The sequence below is a fragment of the Methylobacter sp. genome (assembly GCF_030680395.1).
In the GTDB taxonomy this organism is placed as follows: Bacteria; Pseudomonadota; Gammaproteobacteria; order Methylococcales; family Methylomonadaceae; genus Methylobacter_A.
Genome location: NZ_JAUXVR010000009.1, coordinates 115,021 through 139,986 on the forward strand (window position 1 = coordinate 115,021; position 24,966 = coordinate 139,986).

The window sequence follows — 24,966 nt, forward strand, 5'->3', positions numbered from 1 at the left end:
ACTCCGGTTCGTGGTTAAGGAAGGATCGATTTTTTACTTAGCAAGGGTGATCAAACCTCTGCGTACGAAATCGTCATAGGCTTCCTGTACTGCCTGGGACAATTGGGTGGGCTGGTAGCCCAATTCCTGTTTCGCCTTGTCGTGGTCAGCCCTGCGCCGCATCTGAAGCAAGCGCACTGCGCCCGGCGTGAAGCGTCTGGGCAGATTGGGGAATGCCCGATACCAGGTCTTGTCGGCCACTTCGGCCAGCATGGACATCAGGTATGGCGGCAGCCGCAGCCTCGGCAACGGACGGCCGGTAGTTTCCTTAAACAGCGCCAGCAGATCATCCACGCTGGCATAGGCGGTGCTGAAGATGTACTTCTGCCCGGAACGCCCATGCCGCATGGCTAATATATGGCCTTCGGCGATATCGCGGCCGGATACGAACTCGAAGCCTCCGGGAATGTAAGCGCGCAGAGCGCCGTGAGCGTAATCGATCAGTACGCGGCCCATGCGCGAAGGCACGTAATCATGCGGCCCGATGATCGCGCAGGAGGTGGCGACGACCACATTCAGGCCGTTGGCGTACGCCTTGAGGCACTCATGCTCGGTAAGATGCTTGGTAAAACCGTAAGGCAGATGGCGTTCGAAGGGATAGAACGGCATGTCCTCGTGGCTGGAACGATCCGGCTCGTAGCCGGTGGCGCTCAGCGATCCCGACACAACAATCTTGTCGACGCTGTGGCGCTCGGCCGCCTGGAGGATATGGATGGTACCGCGGACGTTGGTATCGAATATTTCGCGCTTATGGGCCGCATTACCTTCGATGGTCGAAACCAGAGCGGCGCAATGATAAACGCGGGCGCAGCCGCGCACGGCGGTGGACACTTCTTCGCTGTTGCGCAGGTCGGCAAACACACGCTCCACGTCGAGACCGTCCAATGCTCCGTTGTCGCGCTCGGCTCGCATCATCACTCGCACTTGCTCGCCCTCTTTGAGCAGGCGGCGAACCAGATTAGCGCCAAGGTGTCCGGTGGCGCCTGTAACGAGCGTGATTCCAGCGCTCATTGCGTCAGCCCGAGATAGCGCCACCAACGAGAGAGGCGACAGCTCAAGCCGGGGAATTCAGATGCCGTAGGGCTTGTTTTAAAATCGGTTTGGCAAAATATCATAGGCTCTGCTTCATTCTGTTCTTTGCAACTTCTTTGACCATCTGTTTGTAAGTTCATTTTCTAAACCTTTATCAGGCAACAAGCAGTTTATGGCTTTAGCAGGATAACCTTGTCCGTAAACAGCACGACTTAAGGCCGTTGAATATTTGTGCCATAACCGGAAAAAGCAAAATATTTTATTTTTCCGAGATAATAATAAAAAAGCACTGCCAACGGAACTTCGTTTTTTAACAATGGCTTAATAATGGCAACTGCATCCGAAAGAAGTTTTATGGCCTTGGGTAAATTTGCAATGTTATGACGCACTAAATTGCCGGCGCCGAATGCTGTCAAAAAACAGAATTGTTTCATCAATGTGTAATGGTTCCTGTTCAGGCCGGCCAACATGGCGATCGACTCTTGCGCATTAGTACCGCCGCGTTGCAGATATTTGGACACCGCCGTTTTAAGTAAATCGTTAGACATGACACCATAGAGTGCGTTAGCAAGAATATTTAGATTGGCATTGGCTTTTTGTCTTTCCCGGTAATAGGCTTCGATTTTTTCGTGAATCAAATCGGTATTATTGAAATCAGGCATGGCCAGTAAATGCGCACTCAATATTTGGATGTCCGAAAATACCGCTGTCAATCCGCCGCCCGTTAAGGGATGGCGCATATTCAAAGCATCTCCCAGCAACACGGCGCCTTTACGGATGATGGGTTTTGCCGCCATGTAATGGTTGGGCATGACCTTAAATCCGCCTTCCTGCAAGGCTTGTTGATAGCTGTTAAGCATACAATCGGGAATATAAGGCGTCACATTGACATCCAAATGGGTTTGTATCAACTGTTTTCTAGGAAGCTGTTCACTCGGAAAATCAATTAAAATCCTGACTTCATAACTGGAAATCGGATAACAAATGAACGGCGTCGGCCCTGATAAAAACACATGACCATGTTTTGGAAAAGGTGTTTCACAATCTTTTAAAATCAAGCCGATAAAGTAAGACGTTACGGTTTTTTCATTATTGCTGAGATGCTCTCTAAAGTTTGAAAAGAAGCCGTCGCTGGTAATGGTCAGAGGCGCATGTATGGTCTTGATCTTGGATGTGAGCGAGTCCCGGTAACTGATGCCGGTAATCTCGTTCCGTTCGTTTTCCTGAAGCTGCAATGCTTTGCCATGAATTTGCGTAACCGATTTATTTTGCAGCGCAGAAGCCCTGATTTGCTGCAAAAACCGGCCATTGTGCAAACCCATTCCTTTACAATGGTTAGGATAAGGAATGGTGATTCTCTCGCCGCCTTGCAGGATTGCGTAGCCTTCAACCGGCTGCGCATCAAAACCATCCAGTAAATGCCCAAGCCCCATCTGCTTAAGCGACAACACCGCTCCAGGTTGCAACAATTCACCGACAATGCGCTTTTTTTCCTCAAAGGAATGATCGACTAACGCGATCCTAATGCCTTTGGGGGCAAGATAAGCGGCGATGCTTGCACCCGCCATTCCTGCACCAATAATGCAAATGTCGAACCCGGACTCCGCCGAGCTACCTGATGCACATACTTTAAACTGCGGTGATTGTTTTATCATGCCTGAACGTCCATTTTAAAGTGTCGATTCAACGCCCAGATAGGAAAGATATTCCTATAATTGGCGTAAGTTATCATGCAGTTGTAATTAAAAACGCCGGAAATACTTTCCTGAGGCCAATCGCCAATGTCGGTCTGTCTGTTCAGCAATACGTTGATACCCGTTTCGGTAACCGTCTTATCGCCAAAATCAGCGGCCATCAGTGCCAGCAACGCCCAGGCCGTATTAATGACTTGAGACGAATCAGCCTCGGTGTAAGTCAACGTCGAACAGGATTTGAACGTCTCTCCCCAACCGCCATCCGCTTTTTGCTTGCCGACTAAAAAGGTACAGGCCTTGCTAAGGCTGGCCGTTAAGAGGGTGGCGTTATAGTAGCCTTTACCTTTGGCCTTACTGAGCGCTTCCACGCCAAACCAGGTTGCATAGGTGAAACAGACCGCCCAGCCGCCGTACCAGGAGCCATCCGATTTTTGTTGCTTAAGGATAAAATCGATTCCCGCACTGATGGCTTTGCGTATTTCGCTATTTTTATAGGCCGGATAAGTTTCCTGAACTTCCATTAATGAAATAACGCAAGCCGCAGTACATTCCGTCCAGGAGCAATCGATCATAATGTCGGCAAAGACTTCGGATGGGTTGAGCTTTTCCAGCCATTTTGGTGCACGTGTCAGTTCATACGTTGCCCAGCCGCCATCGCTATTTTGATAAGAAAGGAGTGTCTCTACGGCCTGTTTGATGCGCTGATCGTCAATCGCCGGTTTAACCAGCCCGGAATGATGAACGGCGAAAGTGGCGCTTAGGCCTTCGGCTGTGCAATCGGCAACCGGCCAGCCATTTTCTGCCGTTGAAAAAGGCCAACTGCCGATCATCGGATGACGGAAGAACTCGGCATGCGTCGGGTGTTCGGCCTTGATTTGCGACAGCTCGATAAACCGATAGCTTTTTGCAATCGTCGCAGGAAACAGCTTGCCCAGGTCGCTTTCCAGCATAGCGCGGGTTGCAAAAGCGGTATCCCAAAGCTGCGAGCCATTGTAGCCGTTCATTTTCATGCCATCTTCGGCCACCCATAAATAATCAAACCAGCGCGCCGCATGCTTTTTAAATTGCTCGGAATCTTTGCCGTAAGCATGCCAGATGCAAATGGAATTAATGGCTTGATTGACGGGGCCTATATTGATGTAGTTGGTTTGCTCATCTTCGGCATTGAGGTATTTTAAAATATAGTCCGTGGACTTCTTTCTTAACCAGGTGGATTTGAACTTTTCATAGCTATTGGTGAAAAAGTTCATCCACTTCAGCACCGGAGACGGCGTCGTGTAACAGTCTTTTTCGCACACGGCATTGCGTTGTTTCGGCCAGTCAATGGAGGCGAAATCCTCGTTATAAATTTCCTCTCTTAAGGCCAGAATCAGTTCATTTTCGGGCGCTTTAATCCGTTGCGCATAGCAATAGGCCATCGGCAAGTAGACCATGCGGGTATGACACCAGTAACGCCAGGGATGGACCGGCAGCCACCGGGGGAACAACCACATTTCAGGAAACAGGCTGTTAAAGCCTTGCCAGTCGTAACAATTCAGCACCGCCAGATAAAACTTTCCCCAGGAGGGAATGCCGGTCGCACCGCCATTGTTTTTGATCCACGTCCTGGCCTGGACCAATTGCCGATGATTTTTATCGACGCCAAGAAGGCGCAATGACACGTATTGCATGACGGTGCCGAACATCGTCGATTCGCCCTCGATATGCATGCCCCAACCGGCATCTTTATTTTGATGATTGAATAAATAAAGCTTCATCATTTCCCGGTGCGCTTTGGGAAACGGTGTGTCTGAAATATAAGAGGCGATAAGCAGGCCGGGCAAAAGAAATAGCGGGCCGCCGTAATCACCCGGCCAATGACCGTCTTCACTTTGCAAATAAGAGTAGTAGTTCATTCCCTTGATGAGCGCATCGATGACTTTTTGCTCATAGGGACTCTCTAACTGCGGTATTTGTCCGGTAAATTTCTGGAACTTCGTGTCAGTGGCTGCATTTCTGAAAACCTTGTCGCCGGAGTTGGGATTGCCGGATTTATCAAACTGAAAATCTTTAGCAAACTGCGCAATGTCTTGCTCTGTAATATTATCGACGTTTTGCAAATGCGCATCGATATTGCTTGAGCCGGGCTTGAACGCCCAGACTTGCCGTCCGTTATCAGTGAGTAGTTGCCAGTTTTTCCAACCAGATTTTATATTCAGCATAGGTTCCTGTGTGTTGACTATTATCTTGGTTAAGCGCCAAATGCCATATTCGAATGGATGGCAATGATAATTCTAATTTATTTATTACACAGAACAATACGTAACATTACTATGAAGCCTTTCATTTTCTTCAATAAACCGGGTGGTTTGCGTAAACGCTCATGGCCCGGCAGCAATTGCCCTTTGGCCAATTTACCTATTTTTCTTTTCACGGCCGAATCAAGCTTACCGTCAGCGGCTAATTCGAAAAACAAGGCTTTCACATTGCCTAAATCAAAAAAATCCCGTTGCCATTCCCATTTGTAATTGCCGCCATAGCGAAACCAGGAGCCGCCTATGCCTGCGACTTCATAATGCGTGCCGTCTTCCCGTAGCGCAGGCGACACCTGTCGCCAGAGGCCAATCACTTCGCCCTGTTTTTCATCGATTAATATGCGGTGGTACGGATAGCGCCATTCTTCAAAGCCTTCCATTTGCACACCTAAAGCCCATTCTTCTATCTGTTTACGGCTGCGCGCGACAAACTCTTCATTAGGCCCGATATTCCAGCGATATTCTGCGTCGTCGGTATACATCGCGCCCAAATATTTGGGCCAGTTACCTTCTTTTTCAGCGTCACGATTCGCCTGCAACCAACGTTCAACCATTTCTTCAAGTTCTGCTCTGGGATATGCAGTCATTCTTTGCCTCTCTAGTGTGTTAGTCGGATTTAATTTTAATTGCCTTGGCCGGACAGTATTTTTCGGCTTGTTGCGCTTTTTTCAGCAATTCCCGCGGCGGGTTCTCTTGCAAGACGGTGACATTCCCTGCATCGTCTACCTGAAAAAGTTCAGGCGCTTCAGTCATGCAGGTTGCATGGCCCTGGCAAAGCTCCCTGTCGATTGTTATTTGAAAACGCGGGCCTGCTTGTACTGTTTCCAGAACGATAGCTGCCGCTGAATCAGCGGAAGCTTCTTTAACGAGCGAGCGTTTTTTGTATCGGACACGGCAAGGTGATAGCGGTTGCACAACCATCTGGGTGAAGTCGTCCTGATAAGTGTCCTTGTCGTCGATCAGTTCGAAGGTATAGCGGCGCAGCAGAATGCTGAAAATGGCTTTGAGTTGCAGCATCGCAAAAGCGTTGCCGCTGCACTTGTGTTTACCGCCGCCGAAGGCAATCCAGCTGAAAGGCGTGGCATCTTCCTGGCGGGTTTCCGAGTAACGGTCGGGATCGAACTTTTCCGGGTCCGGGAAAACATCCGCAATGCGATGCGACACGCGTGGCGAGGCACAAACGTATTTTCCGGCTTTTACCGTGTAATCTTTAAACTGAAAGTCTTGCATCACTTTGCGAATTAAAAATATCAACGGCGGATGCAGGCGCAGCACCTCCTTAATGACATTTTCCAGTGCCGGAATTTCCCGTAAAGATTGAAAAGTGACCTCGCCATCGGCGCCGAAGTGTGCATCCAGGTCATTCAATACCTGCGCCAACTGTTCAGGCCGGCGCGCCAATTCCAGCAAGGTCCAGGCAGCTGTCCCTGCTGTTGTATGATGCCCTGCGAAGATGGTGCCTATTAGCATGCCCGTTATTTCATGAGCGGATAAGCGACTGCCGTCGTCATAGCGGGCATCAATGAGTAATTGAAACGCATCTTCGCTTTTTTCCGGCTTCTGCGCTCTTTTGGCAATGATGCCGGTGACTAGTTCCTGAAGTCTTGCGCGCGCTTTATCACGGCGGCGAAATACGGGTAACGGCAAATAGGGAAACACAAAGGCCAGTGGATTTACGCCTTTTTCAAGATCATGATAGATCTTCGCAAACTCTTCATTCAGTTCGTAACGGAACTCATCGCCAAGCAGGCAGTGGCTGGAGGTATAAATGGTGAGTTCTTTCATAAACTCAAGTAAATCAATTTCGCCGCTATCGCCCCAGCAGGCAATCATTTGTTCGACTTCCCGGACGATCACTTGGGCATAGCCGCGCATCGGCTTGTCGCGCAATACCGGCATCAGCATCTTAAGCTGCTGGTCTTTCTTATGCGGCGGCGCGTCAAAAACCACGCCCTTGCCAAAAATAGGCGTCATGATTTTATACGCCTGGCTTTGATCCAGCTGAGCGTCGGGCGCGCGAAAAAAAGCTTCATTCGCTTCAGGGCCGGTCATCAACACCATTTTTTGATGAAACATGCGAAATTCGCCGATTTCTCCCAGTTTATTCCTGAGTCTCATCATGTAGTCGAAAGGATTTTTGCCAAATTCGAGCATGTGCCCTAAAAGGGGCAATGCGCCGGGCATTTTAGGCGGCTCTTTGCCTGACGAAACGTTTTTTTGGGTATTAGTTGCAGTCATAGCTCGCTCGATCTTGATGTATTTGTGCATTAAGGAACGCTGACGCCATGAGTTCCAATTTCCTCGGAAAGCATTAGCATTTGAACTCAACAATAAACCCCATTAAATTTATATTCAATGAATCATGAGAAATTTCCTCTTTACACGCCAGGTAGCGCACGAAAAAAACCTGTCGATGGCGAAAGATTTCAATGAATAGAGTGGCAATTCTCACCCCGCCTTTTCCATCCTTCTCATCTCGACTGGCGAACCCCTTCCTTTCGAGGAAACCTTGTCGTACACCTCATCGAAAGCTTGCCGGCAATACGGCAACCGCTCCCGCAACAGGTCATAGCCGGCATGATCGAACATCATCCTGAAACCTTCCCTGCTCATGAAAGTTCTTGCATACAAGGCTTGGTAGCCCTGGTGTTCGATGACGAATTTTCCCAGCAACGGCAGGGCGACGGCATTATCGAAGCCTTTCTTGCCCGGCGTGCCATAGGCGCCGATATCCACGTACATTTCGTCCACTAAGCCGTCCTCAGTCCTGAAAGGATGTACAAAGCCCCGCTGTCCGCCGTTATCCTTGATCGCCATCGGCGAAAGCCATAACGGATATAACCGGAAATGCGCGTCGAAATACTCAATAGACTGTTTCAGATGCCGGATCGGCATGAGCATGTCCTGAATCACATGAAATTTTTCCCTGAGCCGTTGGGTGGTTTGCGTTTCCGTGTATTTCAATAATTCGATCCGGGGAGGCACGGCCCAGCCCAGCAATGCCCTGAATATCGGATGGTTTCCGAACGGAATGATTTCCTCCATGGCCCAGAAATAACCCCGGGTATGTCTGTGATAATAATCCCGCACCGGCACATATTCGACGCCCGGCTCTCTTCGCTCCAGGTAGGTTTGGACATGTTTGTAAAACCACGGCTTGTACCATCGCCCGATGGCGTTCAAAGATCCCGGGCCTACGGCATCGACGAAATTGCCGACCATGATGACCGCCCGATCGCAGCCGTAAACCAGTCCTTCGACGAAATCGTTGTTTTTGGTATCGCGAGAAGTATGCTCGAAAACGCTGACCATACTATCAAGGGTATAGACAGGCCGGTAGTGAAGCCGGACATACTTTTTGACCGGAATAATTTTCAATTCGGCAGCCACCAGAAAGCCTAGGGTACCGTGGCTCCACGGAATCTGGTAAAAGAGATCGGGATTTTCCGAAGGAGTGCATTTCAGCAGTTTGCCTTCCGCCGTCACGATCTCGAAGGCTTCGCAAATGTGCTGGAACAGCCCGTATTTATGGCTGCTGGTTTCCACGCCGAATCCCATGATCAAACCGCCTACCGTCAAACTATCCAGTTCCGGCACCACCGGCAGCGTCCAACCCCGGGATATCAGGCTGCGCGAAATCTGGCCCATGTTCGCCAGCGGCTCCACCCGAACAATTCCACGATGTTCGTCGATTTCAAGCATGTCGTACATCCCGATATCGATCTTTCAGATCGTTTATCACTCTGGGAAATTGCTCACCGTTGGCAAAATGCCGACTCTTCTCATTCAAAAACGATTGCTGATATTCCTCTGGACGTTAAGAAATCTTGCCGCAGAGGTTTATTATGAGCGCCTTTATAGCACCCTGCTGGTAGTGTAATGGCCAATTAAAGTGAGCCATTGATAGTTATGGTGGGCATGTTAAATACTGAAATCTTTTATAAGTATTCATTCATAAATATTTAGGTGTTAGTCATACTTAGCTTACTGTTTTTTAAAAGATTATGCGCACCAATGCTGGAAAAAATACCGGATTAATTTTGAATGGGTACTTGTTATGAATGCAGCTACGTTATCTACATCTAAAAATATTGTACCCTATCAATCGTAGGGGCTTGTTTAGAGGTCGCGAACGAGTTTTTTCAATCTGCTGGGATTTTATAGTAATCGCAGGAAACACATACGCATCTCAAAAAAGTGACTTTTTTACTATCTGCACTGCGTCTACATGCAAAGTACAATTAAATTTAAACCATACAACATATTGATTTTATGGAGCCAATGGCGAGAATCGAACTCGCGACCTACTGATTACGAATGCGAAGTTTTACTATATTCAGTAACAAACCACAGCAAACTATAATAATAAAATCAATAACTTGAGTAATTTTAATTATTGCTGATTATTGCCATTTACTGCAATTATTTATAGTTAATTGCAGTAAAAATGCAGAGCAATTATAATCATAACCCTAGAAACAAAGCGGCCTCGCAGGTGCTACCAACACCAAACAAGGCCTTACCAATAACTTAATTCTGGGTTAAGCAATGGCTGAATACATCATATCAAAAAGCCGGTTGTTATCCCATAGGGGCAATCATGGCAAACATTACCGAACGAACCATAAAAGATGGAAGCAAGCGCTATACCGTCATTATCAGGATTAAAGGTTGCGAATCCCGAACCAAAACATTTAGACGGCTAACCGATGCCAAGAAATGGATAGCGAAAACAGAATCAGAAATCAGGGACGGCAAACAGCTTATTCCCCGAGCCGCCTTAAAGAAAACCCTTGGTGACGCAATAGAGCGCTATATAAGCGAGGTTCTACCAGAAAAGCCAGCATTACAGGCCGACCAAACAACACAGCTCAATTGGTTCAAGGCTGAGTTAGGCAATATACCATTAGCCAGCATCACTACACCTTTAATAGTCCAGTGCAGGGATAAGCTAAATACTGAAATGGGACAGCGCGGTAAAGTTCGCAGTCCTGCGACTGTTGCGCGATTCCTGGCGGCCTTAAGTGCGATGTTTAGCCATTGCATATCTGAATGGGAATGGACGCAAGACAACCCCGTAAAGCGCGTAAAAAAGCCCAAGGTATCAAATGACCGCGTTCGGTTTTTGGATGATGACGAACGGCAACGATTTTTAAAAACCTGCCAAGAATCCAGTAACAAATTGCTTTATTTGTGCGTCATTTTGGCAATGTCCACCGGCATGAGGCAGGCCGAATTAATGGAATTGACATGGAAAGATGTAGACATCAAAACAGGTTTTCTACTACTCAATAAAACAAAGAACGGAGAGAAGCGGCGAGTCCCATTGTCTGGGCATGGTTTAGAGCTGTTACGCGAGCATGCCAAGGTTCGGCGGCTTGATACCTCATTATTGTTCCCTGGCAAAAAAACCCCGTTAAATCCTATCGATTTAAGGCGACCTTTTGAAAACGCAGTAAAACTGGCTGAGATAACGGACTTTCATTGGCATGACTTACGCCATTGCTGTGCGTCATATTTGCTTATGAACGGCGCAAGCTTGCCGGAAATAGCCAAAATTCTGGGGCATAAAACTTTAGCTATGGTGATGAGGTACAGCCACATGAGCGACGACCACGCAGGCGGTATTGTTGCTTCGATGAATGAAAAGATTTTCGGTGGCTTGTGATGGCTGACATTAACTGGACTGATTGGCTAAACCGAGAGCATATAACCCTTGATGATGCTTTGTTGTTATCAATGGAGGAAAACCCGGATAACCCCGGCATTAATCAAGATTATGACGAAACAAAATATATCGAATTACGCGACAAAGCCGAGCATTGGATTTTAATAAGCAGAGAGTTACAAGCAATAGGAGAGCTTAACAACGGTTCGCAGGAATTTAAAAACATTAACCCGCTTAGTTTTTTTAAGCTGGCGCGGCTGAATGGCTGGTTTTTACCAAAGCCGGTTAATGATTTTTTAGACATCCACCAAAAACAGCAAATCGTTACCTGGAGCGGTGATATACAAGCACTTGAACCACTCACAGCCGAACAAAGACAGGCTTACAACAAGCTGGCGGCCTGGACATGGGTTGATGCTATTTATATTTTACAAGGCTTCAAGCCATGCCCACAGATAAGCACTGAACAGGTGCGCTCACACTTTCCTAATGATGTTGAATTCTTCACTAAATCAATATGGCTAGGTAATATCGGCAAAAAAATAATCGAAGCAGGACAAAGGACATTTATTGGTTCACCGGCAAGATGGGAAGATTTCTGGCAAGACAAGCTGAAAGCAGAACAGCAAGCCGAAGCCGTGGGCAATGCTGGTGCGGTTGATGGAGTAGCCATAAAACCGGCAAGTGCAAAGAGCATTAAAGCCAATAGCAACGAATTTTCATTTTCAGGGTTGCTTCATATACCTAGCGGTGTAGATGATTGGTTTGAAGTTATTGATGTTATGACAAAGGCTTTTTATGCTAACAAAAATGCAATGCCGACTAAAGCCCAAGCATGGGCGGAATTGTGTACAAACACGCCAATTGGTTACGGTATAGAGTCCATGGGAAATCAATCTTTGACGATGCCGGGAGTCGCCAAAGAATTTAATAAGCGTTCTTTTGGTAGAAGATGGGGTAAATACACAGCCAAATCTAACCCTTTCAAGCCAAACTAAGCCACTTCATACCCGCCACCGTTTCAGAGACGGCAATAATCAGAAACTACCCCCAACAGAGCCGAAAAGCTTTGGAAATCCTGCAAACACAGGAACACAAAATAAACCCATTGGGGGTGTTAAATGCCTACATTATCAACAGTAAATCAGTTCACCGCAAAACAACCCGCCTTCACTACAGGCGGAATCCGCAGCTTAATTTTCAATGAGCATCAAAACGGCCTTGCTAAGTCCGGCGCGATTGTTCGCATTGGCCGCAAAGTTTTGATTGATGAAACCAAGTTCTTTGCTTGGATTGAGTCACAAAACAAGGCGGCCTAAATGATTATCTCAAAAGTGATTAGGGATGACGGGCGGCACATCACTAGAGCGGATTATGACGACTCAAGGCCGCTATTAGATTCAATCAATGTGAAATTCCCAAGAGTAAATAGTCTGCAAGCTAGGTCACTTCGTAGGGTTTTATCGGGGCTGATGTTGACGCACATGGATTTTTACTTTGCATCACGGAGCTATCGACTCAGTTCATTTATAGACGAACTACGGAAAAAGGGCTGGACTATTGTTGACCATGACGAGGTAGCACCTACAAAAGATATTGTCCCGCGCAACGCTCCATTCACTCGCTACGAACTGTTTGCAGAATTTACGACGGAACTGATGACGAGGATTAAGGCGTTTTGCCAAGCTGTCGATGATTTAGAATCGAAGGCGGCTAAATAATGAATCTATCGGCTGCAATGATGGCGGCGGGGTTTGAGCCTCCCGACTTCATCCCAGCCGGTCAAACCGTGAGATTTTCCACCAACGGGAAGTCGAGCGACAAGGCCGGATGGGTTTTTAAGTTCGCTGATGGTAAAGGCGCGACGTTTGGATGCAATCGGACTGGTGAGCAGCACGTCTGGCAGGAAGCGAGAGATAAACCATTCAACGAAGCGGAACAGGCTAAATTTAGGCGGGATTGTATCGAGGCCAAGAAAGCGTCTATTGCTGAGAAAGAAGCCGCTTATGGACAGGCCGCAGCGACTGCACAAACAGAATGGGAAGCGTCGGCGCTGACTCCTGAATCACATCATTATTTAAGGCGTAAAGGCATAAGGCCGAACATGGCGCGGGTTGATGTTCAAGGAAACTTATTAATTCCGGTCTATGGCCTGACTGGGCAAATTCAATCTTTACAACGCATTGCCCCAGACGGTCAAAAGCGATTTGTTAAAGGCGGGAAAACGCGCGGCGGTCATGTGTGGCTTGGGAAGCCTGAGAACGGGGCTACATTGCTATTGTGTGAGGGCTTCGCCACTGGTGACAGTTTGAGCAGGGCGACAGGTCACGCGGTTTGTATTTGCTTTTCGGCTGGTAACTTACGAAACGTTGCTGAAACGTTACGGAAACGTTACACAAAAGCGACTCTGATTATTGCCGGTGATGATGATACCAAGACCGACGGCAATCCCGGACGAGCTAAGGCCACCGAAGCAGCGCAAGCGGTAGCGGGTACGGTGGTTTTTCCGGCTGGTGGCAGTGATTTTAACGACTTGGAACAATCCGAAGGGCTGGATGCAGTGCGAGGGCATTTTATAGGAGGCGCGAAAACCAGCGGCACATCATTACAAGTTGCATTCGATACCCCGGCGTTATCTGGCACTGACTCAAGGGACGGAACAGACAACACGCGCCCATTGTCAGAATTAGGGAATGCGTACCGGTTAATGGATGCTCACGGCGGCAATATTCATTATGTACACGATGCTAAGGCGTGGTTGCATTGGCGCGGTGGCGCGTGGATTTGGGATGTTGACGGGGCAGCGGTACGCGGTCTGGCCTCACTGTTACCGCAACAAATTTATAACGAGGGTGGCTTACACTTGGCTGATGCAGAATACTTTGCTAAATGGTCAAGGACAAGCCAAAAAGAAAGAACCGTATTGGCTACCGTGTCATTGCTGCAAGACTTTGAGCTAGTACGCTTACCTTTATCATTGGTGGATGTTGACCCGCTCAAGATTGGATTTGACAATGCCAAACAGATTCTTGACCTGAGAACAGGCAAAGCAAGACCGGCTCTGCAATCCGATTTAATCACCAAGTCATTAAGTGTTGACCGGCTGGGCGAGTCATCCAAGGCGGTACGCTGGATGCAGTTTTTAGCGCAAATCTTCGGGGATGATGCGGAGCTTATAGATTGGGTTAAACGGTGGTGTGGGTACATGCTGACCGGCTCAACGGCTGAACAGATATTTATATTTTGCTTCGGATTGGGCGCTAACGGCAAAAGCGTATTAGGCGATATTTTGCGGCATATCCTATGCGACTATGCCCGAGCTATTGCTTCGGAAACTCTGACGGAATCAAAGAGGGCAGCGGGAAGCGCAACGCCCGACATTGCCGAACTCATCGGCGCACGTATGGCAATGAGCGCAGAAACTGAGGACGGGGCGGCGCTGGCTGAATCATTAATCAAAAGCTTGGTATCAGGCGACACCATGACAGTGCGGAAGCTGTACACGGCTCCTGTGCAATTCACACCACAATTTAAACTGATGATGCTGGGTAATCATAAGCCGATTATCAAAGGCAACGACCACGGAATCTGGCGGCGGGTTCGGTTGATACCATTTAGGCGCACATTCAAACCGGAAGAACGAGACGCGGCGTTATCGGATAAGCTCAAGGCCGAAGCTCCACATATTCTGGCATGGATGGTCGAGGGCTGCATTGATTGGCAAAAGCGCGGCTTAAAAGATACCCCCCTCACAATACAACAGGCTACCGGAAATTACCAAGAGGAACAGGATTTAATCGGTAACTGGTTGTCCGAATGTTGTGACATATCACCAATGAACGAAGCATCCTCTAGCGACATTTACGCCAATTATAAAAACTGGTGCATAGATAACGGGTTAAGGCCGAGTAGTAGCGTGGTATTAGGTCGGAGGCTTGAGGAACGCGGATTTCCCGCCATAAAGCCACGGGGCGTAAGGAGTCGGGGCGGTTTAGCAGTCATTAATTCACACTACGGAACAGCAAACTTTTAATTGGATTGGACACATTGGACGCATTTAACCCTATTTTCTAAAAGTCCCACGGAAAAAAATTATAGGAAAACTTTAGAAAAACGCCGTTTATGCGTCCAATGTGTCCAGAAACCCCAAAGCAGATTAATTAAACGCCGTTATATTCCTGTATACCGGCGCTAGTATACAATTAGAATAAAGGCTCAATCGTGAAAATGACAACCAACAGAAAATTAACCTTGCTGGCAATATCTCAAGGCAACGGTGACGAGCCGCCTTATTCGGCAACAGAAATTGGTGATATGTTGAGGCAAGCCATAGCATATGGATGGCAAGGCTACGAAGCATTAAAGAGCGCACCCAACAAGCAGCAGGTACACCGAACGCTTAGAGACTTATGGCGCGATGGTGTAATCGTAGGGACTCGCTTTAAAGATGAGCCTTATGGCGGCGGCTTACCTTGCTGGGTTATCCGGTATCAGTTATCAAGCGAGGTTGAATATAATTTCATAGCGACGACCTGCAACGCATTACATCGAAAGGTTGATAAGGCGAAGCATGGCATTAACTTTTTTGGCGCTGTAATGGATATGGGCTTGATGCCTGATGAAGTGACCGCGTTATCCATTGAGGTTAAGCGCCTGCTCCAGCGTACACACCCGGACAAGGTGCAGGGCTTCGGTGAGCAGTTCAAACAAATGATTCAATGTAGAGACTGGATTAAGTCCGGCATACCACTACCAGCTCCAACGCACTCAACAGAACAGCGTCAACCCAAAACAGGCAGGTTAAATAATGGTGAATAAATACCACGCTCAAAGGTGTCCAAACGGCATTATTACGGCATGGCCTGGCGGTGAGGTTACGGGTAGGGTATAGCTCTGCAAAATGGCGATGTTACGGCGAGGTTTTTATCTAAAGTAGATTGATTTAGATACCGCCGGTTTCAGCGACACGATGTTATAAAGTAACAATTAGGCCGGTATTCTTAACAGGGTATCGGCTTTTTTTGTGCCTGAATTGTTGGCAAGTGTTGCGGGTGGTTTTTAGTGATTGCAGAAAAATTGCAGAAAATACAGTTTTTCGCATAAAAAAAGACCCGGCAATGATAATAAGTTATTGATTTAATGGAGCCAATGACGAGAGTCGAACTCGTGACCTACTGATTACGAATCAGTTGCTCTACCAACTGAGCTACATCGGCTTTGGTGCCTATCGTACCTTAGAGTATCACTGTAAGACCATTTAAAACTTGGTTATAACTGATAGTTACCCTGATCTTTTGTTTCTTTACGGCAACCACTTTTCACAGCTCTAACTTGGCCGTTTTTTTAGCGTAACTTAACGCGCCTAATAAGGCGACCTCCGGGTTGGTGCATACTTTAACCGATATTTTCTGCAACACGGCCCGGCAACGTCCCTTTGCCAAAAAGCCGCGCATAAATTCACCTTGTTGCAGCACTGGCAGGATTTTTGCCCCTATGCCTCCGGCCAGATAAACACCGCCATAAGGCAGGCACTTTAACGCCAGGTTTCCTGATTCCGCGCCATATAACCTGCAAAACAACTTTAACGCTTCAACGCATAATGCATCGCTTCCTGCAACGCCTGCTTCGCCTATGACTGCGGCCGGGTCTCGTCCTGTCATTTGCTGTTCGGTTTCCGGGTTGGTTTGTGCGTAGTTAATGTGTTTAAGAAATTGATAAATATTGACCAGGCCTTCACCGGATATGAGCCGCTCACAGCTGATGTGCTCCGGGTATTTTTCCAGCAAGTACCTGAGCAATGCTATTTCCCGTTCATTCGTCGGTGCAAAATCGGCATGTCCGCCTTCACTGGCAATAATATGGTATGCGGCGCCATCCCATGCGATGATTGCCTCACCCAAGCCGGTTCCGGCGGCAATCACGGCAATGTTACCTTGCTGCGGTTGTGCATCGGGATTCAATTCGACAAAATTGCGCGCCGGCAAGTCCAACAAGCCCCACGCAGTTGCTTCCAGGTCATTCAACAACCAAACATTTTGAGTATTGACCCGCCCGCCAATTTCTTTACTGCTGAGTACCCACGGTAAGTTGGTTGTTTCGCAACGGCCATCGGCAATAACGCCGGCTACTCCGATGCAAACAGCTGCTATCTGCGTGCAATCTGCGTCAGTTAAAAATGCTGCTAATAACTCGGTAAACGTTTGATAGTTGGTACTGGAAAATTGCTCTTTTTTTAAGCACTTAACATCATCGCCTTCGGTCTCAAACAGTGCCAGGATAGTTTTTGTCCCCCCTACGTCGCCAGCCAGACAAATCTGCCGGAGGGAGGCGGGCATGGATAGCCCGGCATGAATCATTGCGTGCCTTCGTAGCTGTTGAATACCTTAGTGTGGTTTTCGCGATCGAAACTCATCACTTTATAAGGGTCTTTTTTATCTCCCATTTCCATTCCCGGACTACCGTTAACCATGCCGGGAACAGCAATTCCGGCAACTTTAGGCTTGGTTTTCAATAGCGTCATAATGTCATTTGCCGGCACATGGCCTTCAACAACGTAGCCATCGACGATCGCCGTGTGGCAGGAAGCCATTTCTCTGGTAACGCCGTATTTATCCTTTATAGACTGCACGTCATTGGTGACGACATCTTCTACATTGAAATTATTTTCTTTCAAATGCTCCAGCCACTTGCCGCAACAGGTACAAGTCGGGCTCCTATGAACCACGATATCAATAGGCTTGCTCTCGGCACTAGCGCCCATATTGGCAACGAGCAAACTGATTGCCAAAAAAGTTTTCGATATTCTCATAGTCGTAACCTCTTTATTGATTAGATTAAATGCTTAGGCCTGATGATAAACCCGGCTGTGCTCGTGTACGGCATCAACCATCGCTTTAACATGATCGGGATTCATATCGGGCAAAATACCGTGCCCCAGGTTGAACACATGGCCTGACCCCGAACCGTATTTATGTAAAATGGTTTTTACTTTTTCGGTGATGACTTCAGGACTGGCATACAGCGCAACCGGATCCATATTGCCCTGCAAGGCGACCTGATGCCCCACTCTGGCGCGAGCCTGTTGCATATCGGTCTGCCAATCCAGACCCAAGGCATCATAGCCGGAATCGGCCATGGCTTCCAGCCAAAGCCCACCGCCTTTGGTGAACAGGATAGTGGGGATCTGCTGCCCATCTATATTTGTTTTAAGTAACGCTCTGACTTGCTTGGCGTAGTATAAAGAAAATTCGACATAATCTTCGGTCGTTAGCATGCCGCCCCAAGTATCGAACAGCATGACCGCCTGAGCGCCCGCTTCAATCTGGGCATTCAAATAAACGGCGACTGATTGCGCCAGTTTATCCAGCATGACATGCATCAACTTGGGCTGCTCGTACATCATGCCTTTAACTTTTTGAAAGCTTTTGCTACTGCCGCCCTCAACCATATAGGTTGCCAACGTCCAGGGACTGCCGGAAAAGCCGATTAACGGTACGCTGCCTTGCAGGTTTTTTCTTATCAACCGAACCGCATCAACCACGTAACGCAAATCGGTTTCCGGGTCGGGAATCGGCAACTTATTCACATCTGCCACTGTTCTTACCGGATTGGTAAATTTAGGCCCCTCGCCTTCGGTAAAATAAAGCCCCAAACCCATGGCATCGGGAATGGTCAATATATCCGAAAACAGAATGGCCGCATCAAAATCAAAGCGCCGTAACGGCTGTAAGGTGACTTCACAGGCCAGCTCAGGATTGGTACATAGATCTAAAAAACTGCCGGCCTGCTCCCTGACTTTTCGGTATTCCGGCAAATAACGCCCCGCTTGGCGCATCATCCAAATCGGTGTGTAGTCCACAGGTTGTTTTAACAGCGCTCTAATAAAGGTATCGTTTTTTAATGCGGTCATGGATTTAATTCGTCGGGTTTAAAATTAGGGTGTTTTATCGTATGAGTGATCAATCGGTCGCTGTTACCTATGTTTTATCGAGCTATTTTTCTTACCAAGGCTCTGTGGAATTCAAAAGGTAAGGACTGCTTGGCTTTATTGGCTGATTCGGTATCGGAATATGAGCCATACTCTAAAATAAATTTTTCTTTGCCTTTGGCTATCGTTCTAATGACTCTAATATCCGGCGCCAACGCCGGATATTTTGTGAACATGTCGTCGGCAGACGATTGCTTTGATAACACCATAAGCTGCAACGTGAAATTATTTACTGTCGGTGCCGATGGCGCTTCGACTGCCAGGGATGGCGGAAGTGTCGCAACGGGTAGGGAACCAGTGCGACCGACTGCCGGAAATGGCGGAAGTGTCGCAATCGGTAGAGAACCGATGCGACCAGGCTCCACTTGCTGAGGTGCCGCAGTTTCCATGACTCGCTGTTCAGGGATTCCAGCAACTTCTACGGGCTTTTGCGGTATCTGGATTGTTTCCAGCTGATTGGGCTTAAACGGCTCCATGCTATTAACCGTTTTCTTCAATTCCGTTTGTTTTAATTTTTCTCGCGAGGCCCAAAGCCGGTCAGCCATTTTCTGCTGAGCGACATCAGATTGCTTCTTGCCCTCAACTGCCTTCACCGGCTCGGATTGGGCTTTAATTTCCGAATTCTGAGCGATAGGCGGTTCGACAGGATCAATCGTTTTACTTAGCGCCTTACTTAACTCCAACTGCTTTGATTTTTCTTGCTCGGTCCCAAGCGGCAAAGAACGCGCCGACGATGGCATGGCCGCGACGGCTCCCGGCAGTCTTGCCGCATTTTCTCCATCCCTGGAGGTCGGATCAGGAGGTAGAGCTTCTAAAGCAGGCGTTTTAGGCGATACAGATGCGATTGCCGAGGAACGAGGCGTATCACTCGTTAACGGCTTATCAACAGCCATGCTTGCTGTCTCGGGTTGTACCGCAGGGGTAACAGGCTGTTGATTATTCCTGTTTACATTGACTTCGACTGAAGGCTTTAATGCGTCTTTCGCTTCATTTGCCGGCACTGATTGCTGTTGGATAACCGGCTGAACGGGCGGCAGCGCGAGCATTGTCTGAGACTCAGGCCGTGGAGGAACAACTTCGGTATTGTCTGTTTTCTGTTCGGCTGCAGCAGGCGCTATTTCTTTTTTATCATTATCTTGTGACGACTGCATGGCCGCGACTGCTCCCGGCAGTCTTGCTGCGTTTCCTCCATCCATGGAGGTCAGATCAGGAGGTAGAGCAGTGCCGGGAGCGATTGCCGACGATAACAGCCACTGAACGCCTAAGGCTATGACGATTGCAGCTGCAACGGCAAGGACAAGTATCCATTTCAATTTTCCGCCTTGCTTGGCGCTGGAGGATAAACCGGATATCTCGGCGATAATCCTCCCCGGAACCCCGTGCGTCTCCCGGTAGATATGCGCTATCATGTTGTCGTCGATTGCTCTAAACGACAAGTTTGCGTAAGGTAAGGTTGACAAGTGCTGTAAAAAATCACCGCACTGCTTTTCTGATAAGGGAGGAATTTCAACGATATGGCAATCATCAATCGCTCTATCCGAGCCTCGTTTCACCTGCAATTCATCATGCGTTAAAGCGAAAATCACTCTTAAAACGGGATTTGCCGCTGCATATTGAATGATTGCCGCGATCAGGCCGGGGACCAATTCACCCGCATTATCAATAATTAATACGACTTGTTTATATTGGCCTGATGCTGTTGATAACGACTGAACAGACCTGCCTGGCTGAGCCTTAACCAACTGCTCCTGAACCGCCTCAAAACTTACGTCGGCATTACCCTGTATAAGGCAATACCGCCATGACTCAGTCTTGCGCTCCTGCAAAATTTTAAGCAATGTGGTTTTGCCGATACCTTCCGGGCCGCAGACAACAAGGGCCTGAGTCAGGTTTGAAAGCAGATGAACCAATAAATCAAGCTTCTGTGTTCGTTCCTTTGTTATCAAGGATTGAGCAGCCTTATTTATCTGATCAGCCGGCTGCTGTTTCACATGATAAGTAAAAGTATCATCTTCTACCATAGGTTTTAAGTGTCATCTCCAATAGGTCTTGGTCTACGTCTACAGGCAATGTTGCCGTGCCGATTTTTTGTAACAGAATCAGTCTGATCTGACCGTCTACATTTTTTTTATCTACCGCCATTAATTCCAGAAACCGGTCTGAATCGATTTGTTCCGGCGGAACTACGGGCAGCTTTACTTTTTTAAATAGTGCAATAATTCGTGCGACATCGTCTTCATTCAGCCAGCCTTTTCTTCTGGAAAGATCGGCGGCCTGACAGGTGCCGATAGCTACCGCCTCACCATGGAGATATTTACCGTAACCGGCGCCGGTTTCTATCGCATGCCCAAAAGTATGGCCTAAATTTAACGTCGCCCTGACTCCGGTTTCGGTTTCGTCTTCGGCGACAATTTCAGCTTTATTAATGCATGACTGTTCAATGGCATAAGCCAATGCCTGTTTATCTCTGGCCAATAACACGTCGACATTGTTTTCCAGCCATTCAAAGAATTCGGCATCCCTGATCAGGCCGTATTTGATCACTTCGGCCAAGCCTGCAGATAATTGACGGTCATCCAGCGTATCCAAAACATCGGCATCGGCGATAACACATTGCGGCTGATAAAAAGCGCCAATCATGTTTTTGCCCAGCGGATGATTAACGCCGGTTTTGCCTCCCACCGAAGAATCAACCTGCGCCAGCAATGTTGTGGGTATTTGCAGGAAAGGAATGCCTCGCTGATAACAGGCGGCAGCAAAACCGCCCATGTCACCAATAACACCACCGCCCAAAGCAATCAAGGTGGCATTACGGCTAAACTTGCTGGCCAGCAGCTTATCAAAAATTTGAGTTACAAAATCTAAAGTCTTGAACTGTTCGCCGTCGGGCAGTATCACTGTTTCGACAATATAGTCCTGTAAATTCTTTAAAACCGCATTTAGATACAGGGGAGCAATGGTTTCATTGGTAACCACAACAACCTGCTTGGACTTTATATGCTTTATGAATAGCTCGGACTGGCTCAATAAATCAGAGCCTATATAGATTGGGTAACTACGGTCACCTAATTCAACCAGTAATTTTTTCATATTTATTAACGCTTGTAGATCGGGTTAGCGATAGTGTGACCCGACATTTGCCGCTTCGATGTGTCGGGTTAAGCTACGCTAACCCGACCTACAACGACTGCATGGGCAGCTATTTGCTCCTGCAAATCTGCATTCACCACATCCATGTGGATTATGAGCAATGCAGAAGCAGCGTAACGGTGTGCCGAGATTTTGTTTATTAACGATTAACCGAGTTGTATTCTTCTAAAATATGGCTAACGACCTCTTTGCTTTGCATGACGCCTGTATCAATTTTAAAGTCAGCGCAAGACAAATACAGCGGCTCACGCTGTGCGAACAAGCTTTCTATCCGGTCTCTGGGGTTATCTGTTTTCAGCAACGGGCGTTGTGTATCTCTGCGTGTCCGTTCTAAAATCCTTTCTACCGAACATTGCAGGTAGACAATAAAGCCATTTTCTTTCAATAACCTGCGATTCTCCTCTCGCAAAATCGCACCGCCACCGGTAGCCAGTACGATACCCTCCATTTGCGTCAATTGCTGAATCATTTTCTGCTCCCTATCCCGGAATCCTTCCTCCCCCTCGAACTCGAATATGGTCGGAATATCTACGCCGGTTCTTTCCTCAATGGCTTTGTCACTGTCATAAAAAGGCAATTTAAGCGCTCTAGCTAACTGCCGTCCTATCGTAGTTTTTCCTGCACCCATGAGGCCAACTAAATATATATTCTCTGATCGCGTCATGACCTGCCTTATTTTGCGGGTTAAATCATTAAAAAAGGGGGCATTATGCCCCCTTTTTGCTCTAAGTAGAAGCAATCAATCGCTGGCTACATTATCTTTCATGATTTTTGGAGTAACAAAAATCAGCAATTCTTTCTTCGTTTTATTGGCTGTTGAATTTGTAAATAAAAACCCGATACCCGGTAAATCGGCGAAAAATGGGATTTTATTCTTGCCATATGATTCAGCACCTTCATAAACTCCGCCTAAAACTACCGTCTCGCCATCCTCAACGAGTACCGATGTTTTAATCTCTCTTTTATCGATCCCGGGATTGCCCGATACCGGATTGCTGGTATTGTTCGCATTGTCCTTCGTAATCAACAGATTCATAATAACCGATCCGCTGGGAGTAATCTGGGGCGTTGCATTTAATTTAAGAACCGCATCGATATAAGTAGTTGTTGCCGGTGAATTTGCCGTCGAGGGCGTCGTAACCGGAATCTGCACACCTTGCATCATAACTGCCGTGCAGCGATCCATGGTCATTACTCTGGGGTTGGATACTATTTCACCTTTCCCTTCAATTTGTAATGCCTGAAGTTCAAGATTCAACACATAATCGGCGCCTCTAGCGAGAGTCATACCCAAGGCGCCTGGAGGAGTCGCAGTCAACCCTGCCACACCCAAATCAACCAGCGAATCACTTAAAGTGCCTATTGTTCCGTCGGCATTAGGTTGAAGGTTACCGTTACCTTTGGTTCCTAGCCCTCCTACAGCAAAACTTTTGCCGCTTCCGAGACTAGCCGCCTTTGCTGCGCCAAACTTGACACCTAAATTTTCAGTAAAACTATCATCGGCAATAACAACACGCGCTTCAATCATTACCTGCCGCACAGGGACATCGAGCTTACGTATCAGTTTTTTTACCTCGTCCAAGCGTTTTGTCGTTTCTCGCACAATCAAAGTATTGGTTCTGGCATCGACAACCGCCGATCCACGGGGCGAAAGCAAACCGAACTTGTCATTATTGACCTCTGAGTCTTTTCCCCCTTGACTTGATTGCCCGGCAGTTGAAGAACCTCCAGCAGCCGAAGCCGACGATGAACTGCCGGATGAAGCCGATGAACCGCCGGATGAGGCAGCACCAGCTGCACCGGGCACTCCACAAGCGCCAAAAGCACCGGTATCTTCGCCATTCAACAAATTTCTAAAGTTCTCGGCTTTGGCGTAATTGATTTTAATATATTCAGTTACCAACGGATCTAATTGTTCGACGACTTTTTCCGTTTCCTGTTGTTTCTTTTTATAGTCCTTGATTTTGTCCAAGGGTGAAATTAACGTGACATTACCGGTCTCATACTTACCCAAATCCTTGGTCATCATAATAAAATCTAATGCTTCGTCCCAAGGCACATCATCCAGCTTTAGAGTAATCGTGCCTGTCACATCATCACCGGCCACTACATTCTGTCCGGTAAACTCGGCCAGAATAGCAATAACACTACGTATTTCAATTTCCTGAAAATTTAAAGACAATCTGTCGCCAGTATATTTGGTACGCGATCTGTCCAGCGCATCTTTCTCTTCATTACTTAAAGGACGAAACTCAACAGTCAACAATCCGTCCGCTTGAAACACGGAATAATCATAAAGTTCATTTTGCATGGCCACAGTAATTGTGGTCTGCCGGTCAGACGAGACCGTATCAATAAACTTAACAGGCGTTGCAAACTCGGAAACATCCAGCCGTTTAGCCAGACTTTCAGGTAATCGGGTATTTAAAAAGCTTATGATAACTTTCCCGTTTTGTTTCTTGGAATTAACAATGGTGTTCGGATTAGCCAGGGAAATCAGTATGCGTCCTTCACCTTTATCGCCGCGCTTGAAATCAAAGCCGCTAATATCTTGCGCAGGTATTAACGCAGCAACCACCGAATTAGTTGCCTTTGTTGGAACAGGGATGGGAGACTTTGTAACGACAGGCTTTGTAGCGGGCATCACAGCCTTTGCAGGAGTCAAAGTCAGCAGTATCTTATTGCCAACCACCTTGGTCTCAAACGGTATTGACTCAATCAGGTTAACAACGACACGGACCCTGCCCGCAGCCTCTACCACATAAACACTGCTCGCTGATCCCTGATTTATCGGGTACATCTTTTTTGCCAACGCGCTTTTTATACCGGGAAAGTCCAAAGCAATCCGTGCGGGATTATCCGTCTTAAATATTTGGGGAGTAACGGCGGGCCCCGTCATTACCATTTCAATTTGCAGCTTGTCGCCTGACTGTGTCGCGAAGTCTATGCCCGATAGCGCTAACTCTCCCGCTCTAACAGATGCAATTTGAAAGATAAGTAAGAATAGACCTAAGCCAATGTGCGCCGATAACGGTCGCCACGTTTTATTTTGTGCCCTGTGGGTATTTAACATAGCATCGCCTTGTTTATTATTCATTTTTT

General features: G+C 47.5%; 19 protein-coding genes and 1 tRNA gene. 6 read left to right on the forward strand and 14 right to left on the reverse strand.

Annotated elements, in window-relative coordinates:
* Positions 1–33 precede the first annotated feature (33 nt).
* The 6 genes from Q8L79_RS05520 to Q8L79_RS05545 all read right to left on the reverse strand — a co-directional run bounded on the left by Q8L79_RS05520 (position 34) and on the right by Q8L79_RS05545 (position 8,770).
* On the reverse strand, positions 34–1,050 hold the full coding sequence (locus Q8L79_RS05520; RefSeq protein WP_305268733.1) for an NAD-dependent epimerase/dehydratase family protein: 1,017 nt from the start codon (positions 1,048–1,050) through the stop codon (positions 34–36).
* Between the two features lie 233 nt (positions 1,051–1,283).
* Complete coding sequence (locus Q8L79_RS05525; protein ID WP_305268736.1) at positions 1,284–2,726, reverse strand: FAD-dependent monooxygenase; 1,443 nt, start codon at positions 2,724–2,726, stop codon at positions 1,284–1,286.
* A complete protein-coding gene (locus tag Q8L79_RS05530) occupies positions 2,723–4,966 on the reverse strand; it encodes a terpene cyclase/mutase family protein (RefSeq protein WP_305268739.1) in 2,244 nt (747 codons plus the stop codon). Before Q8L79_RS05530 ends, Q8L79_RS05525 begins: the two co-directional genes overlap by 4 nt.
* 77 nt (positions 4,967–5,043) lie before the next feature.
* Entirely contained in the window at positions 5,044–5,646 is a 603-nt protein-coding gene (locus Q8L79_RS05535; RefSeq protein ID WP_305268741.1) for a nuclear transport factor 2 family protein, read from the reverse strand.
* Positions 5,647–5,665: 19 nt separating this feature from the next.
* Entirely contained in the window at positions 5,666–7,297 is a 1,632-nt protein-coding gene (locus Q8L79_RS05540; protein WP_305268743.1) for a cytochrome P450, read from the reverse strand.
* 210 nt (positions 7,298–7,507) lie between these two features.
* A complete protein-coding gene (locus Q8L79_RS05545; RefSeq protein WP_305268745.1) occupies positions 7,508–8,770 on the reverse strand; it encodes an FAD-binding oxidoreductase in 1,263 nt (420 codons plus the stop codon).
* Between the two features lie 889 nt (positions 8,771–9,659).
* Between Q8L79_RS05545 and Q8L79_RS05550 the strand changes: the two genes are divergently transcribed.
* From Q8L79_RS05550 to Q8L79_RS05575, 6 genes are all read left to right on the forward strand, one after another.
* On the forward strand, positions 9,660–10,727 hold the full coding sequence (locus tag Q8L79_RS05550) for a site-specific integrase (RefSeq protein WP_305268748.1): 1,068 nt from the start codon (positions 9,660–9,662) through the stop codon (positions 10,725–10,727).
* A complete protein-coding gene (locus Q8L79_RS05555) occupies positions 10,727–11,725 on the forward strand; it encodes a hypothetical protein (protein ID WP_305268750.1) in 999 nt (332 codons plus the stop codon). The genes Q8L79_RS05550 and Q8L79_RS05555 overlap by 1 nt, the downstream gene beginning before the upstream one ends.
* A gap of 123 nt (positions 11,726–11,848) precedes the next feature.
* A complete protein-coding gene (locus Q8L79_RS05560) occupies positions 11,849–12,046 on the forward strand; it encodes a hypothetical protein (RefSeq protein ID WP_305268752.1) in 198 nt (65 codons plus the stop codon).
* Positions 12,047–12,448, forward strand: coding sequence for a hypothetical protein (locus Q8L79_RS05565; protein ID WP_305268754.1), 402 nt, complete (start codon positions 12,047–12,049; stop codon positions 12,446–12,448).
* Positions 12,448–14,760 carry a phage/plasmid primase, P4 family gene (locus Q8L79_RS05570; protein WP_305268757.1) on the forward strand — a complete coding sequence of 771 codons (2,313 nt, stop codon included), beginning with the start codon at positions 12,448–12,450 and terminating at the stop codon, positions 14,758–14,760. Before Q8L79_RS05565 ends, Q8L79_RS05570 begins: the two co-directional genes overlap by 1 nt.
* Before the next feature lie 188 nt (positions 14,761–14,948).
* Positions 14,949–15,545 carry a hypothetical protein gene (locus tag Q8L79_RS05575; protein WP_305268758.1) on the forward strand — a complete coding sequence of 199 codons (597 nt, stop codon included), beginning with the start codon at positions 14,949–14,951 and terminating at the stop codon, positions 15,543–15,545.
* A 322-nt stretch (positions 15,546–15,867) separates the two neighbouring features.
* Here the strand turns inward: Q8L79_RS05575 and Q8L79_RS05580 are convergent.
* The 8 genes from Q8L79_RS05580 to pilQ form a co-directional block, all read right to left on the reverse strand.
* Positions 15,868–15,943 (reverse strand) — tRNA-Thr (locus Q8L79_RS05580).
* A gap of 102 nt (positions 15,944–16,045) precedes the next feature.
* Entirely contained in the window at positions 16,046–17,083 is a 1,038-nt protein-coding gene (gene glk / locus Q8L79_RS05585) for a glucokinase (RefSeq protein ID WP_305268761.1), read from the reverse strand.
* Positions 17,080–17,535 carry a DUF411 domain-containing protein gene (locus Q8L79_RS05590; protein WP_305268765.1) on the reverse strand — a complete coding sequence of 152 codons (456 nt, stop codon included), beginning with the start codon at positions 17,533–17,535 and terminating at the stop codon, positions 17,080–17,082. Before Q8L79_RS05590 ends, glk begins: the two co-directional genes overlap by 4 nt.
* A gap of 33 nt (positions 17,536–17,568) precedes the next feature.
* Positions 17,569–18,636: a uroporphyrinogen decarboxylase gene (hemE, locus tag Q8L79_RS05595; protein ID WP_305268768.1), complete on the reverse strand. Its 1,068-nt coding sequence runs from the start codon at positions 18,634–18,636 to the stop codon at positions 17,569–17,571.
* A 74-nt stretch (positions 18,637–18,710) separates the two neighbouring features.
* Positions 18,711–20,660, reverse strand: a complete 1,950-nt coding sequence (locus tag Q8L79_RS05600) for a hypothetical protein (RefSeq protein ID WP_305268771.1) — start codon at positions 20,658–20,660, stop codon at positions 18,711–18,713.
* 61 nt (positions 20,661–20,721) lie between these two features.
* Positions 20,722–21,804 carry a 3-dehydroquinate synthase gene (gene aroB / locus Q8L79_RS05605; protein ID WP_305268774.1) on the reverse strand — a complete coding sequence of 361 codons (1,083 nt, stop codon included), beginning with the start codon at positions 21,802–21,804 and terminating at the stop codon, positions 20,722–20,724.
* A gap of 199 nt (positions 21,805–22,003) precedes the next feature.
* A complete protein-coding gene (gene aroK / locus Q8L79_RS05610; protein WP_006890249.1) occupies positions 22,004–22,528 on the reverse strand; it encodes a shikimate kinase AroK in 525 nt (174 codons plus the stop codon).
* 75 nt (positions 22,529–22,603) lie between these two features.
* A complete protein-coding gene (pilQ, locus tag Q8L79_RS05615) occupies positions 22,604–24,961 on the reverse strand; it encodes a type IV pilus secretin family protein (RefSeq protein WP_305268782.1) in 2,358 nt (785 codons plus the stop codon).
* Positions 24,962–24,966 lie beyond the last annotated feature (5 nt).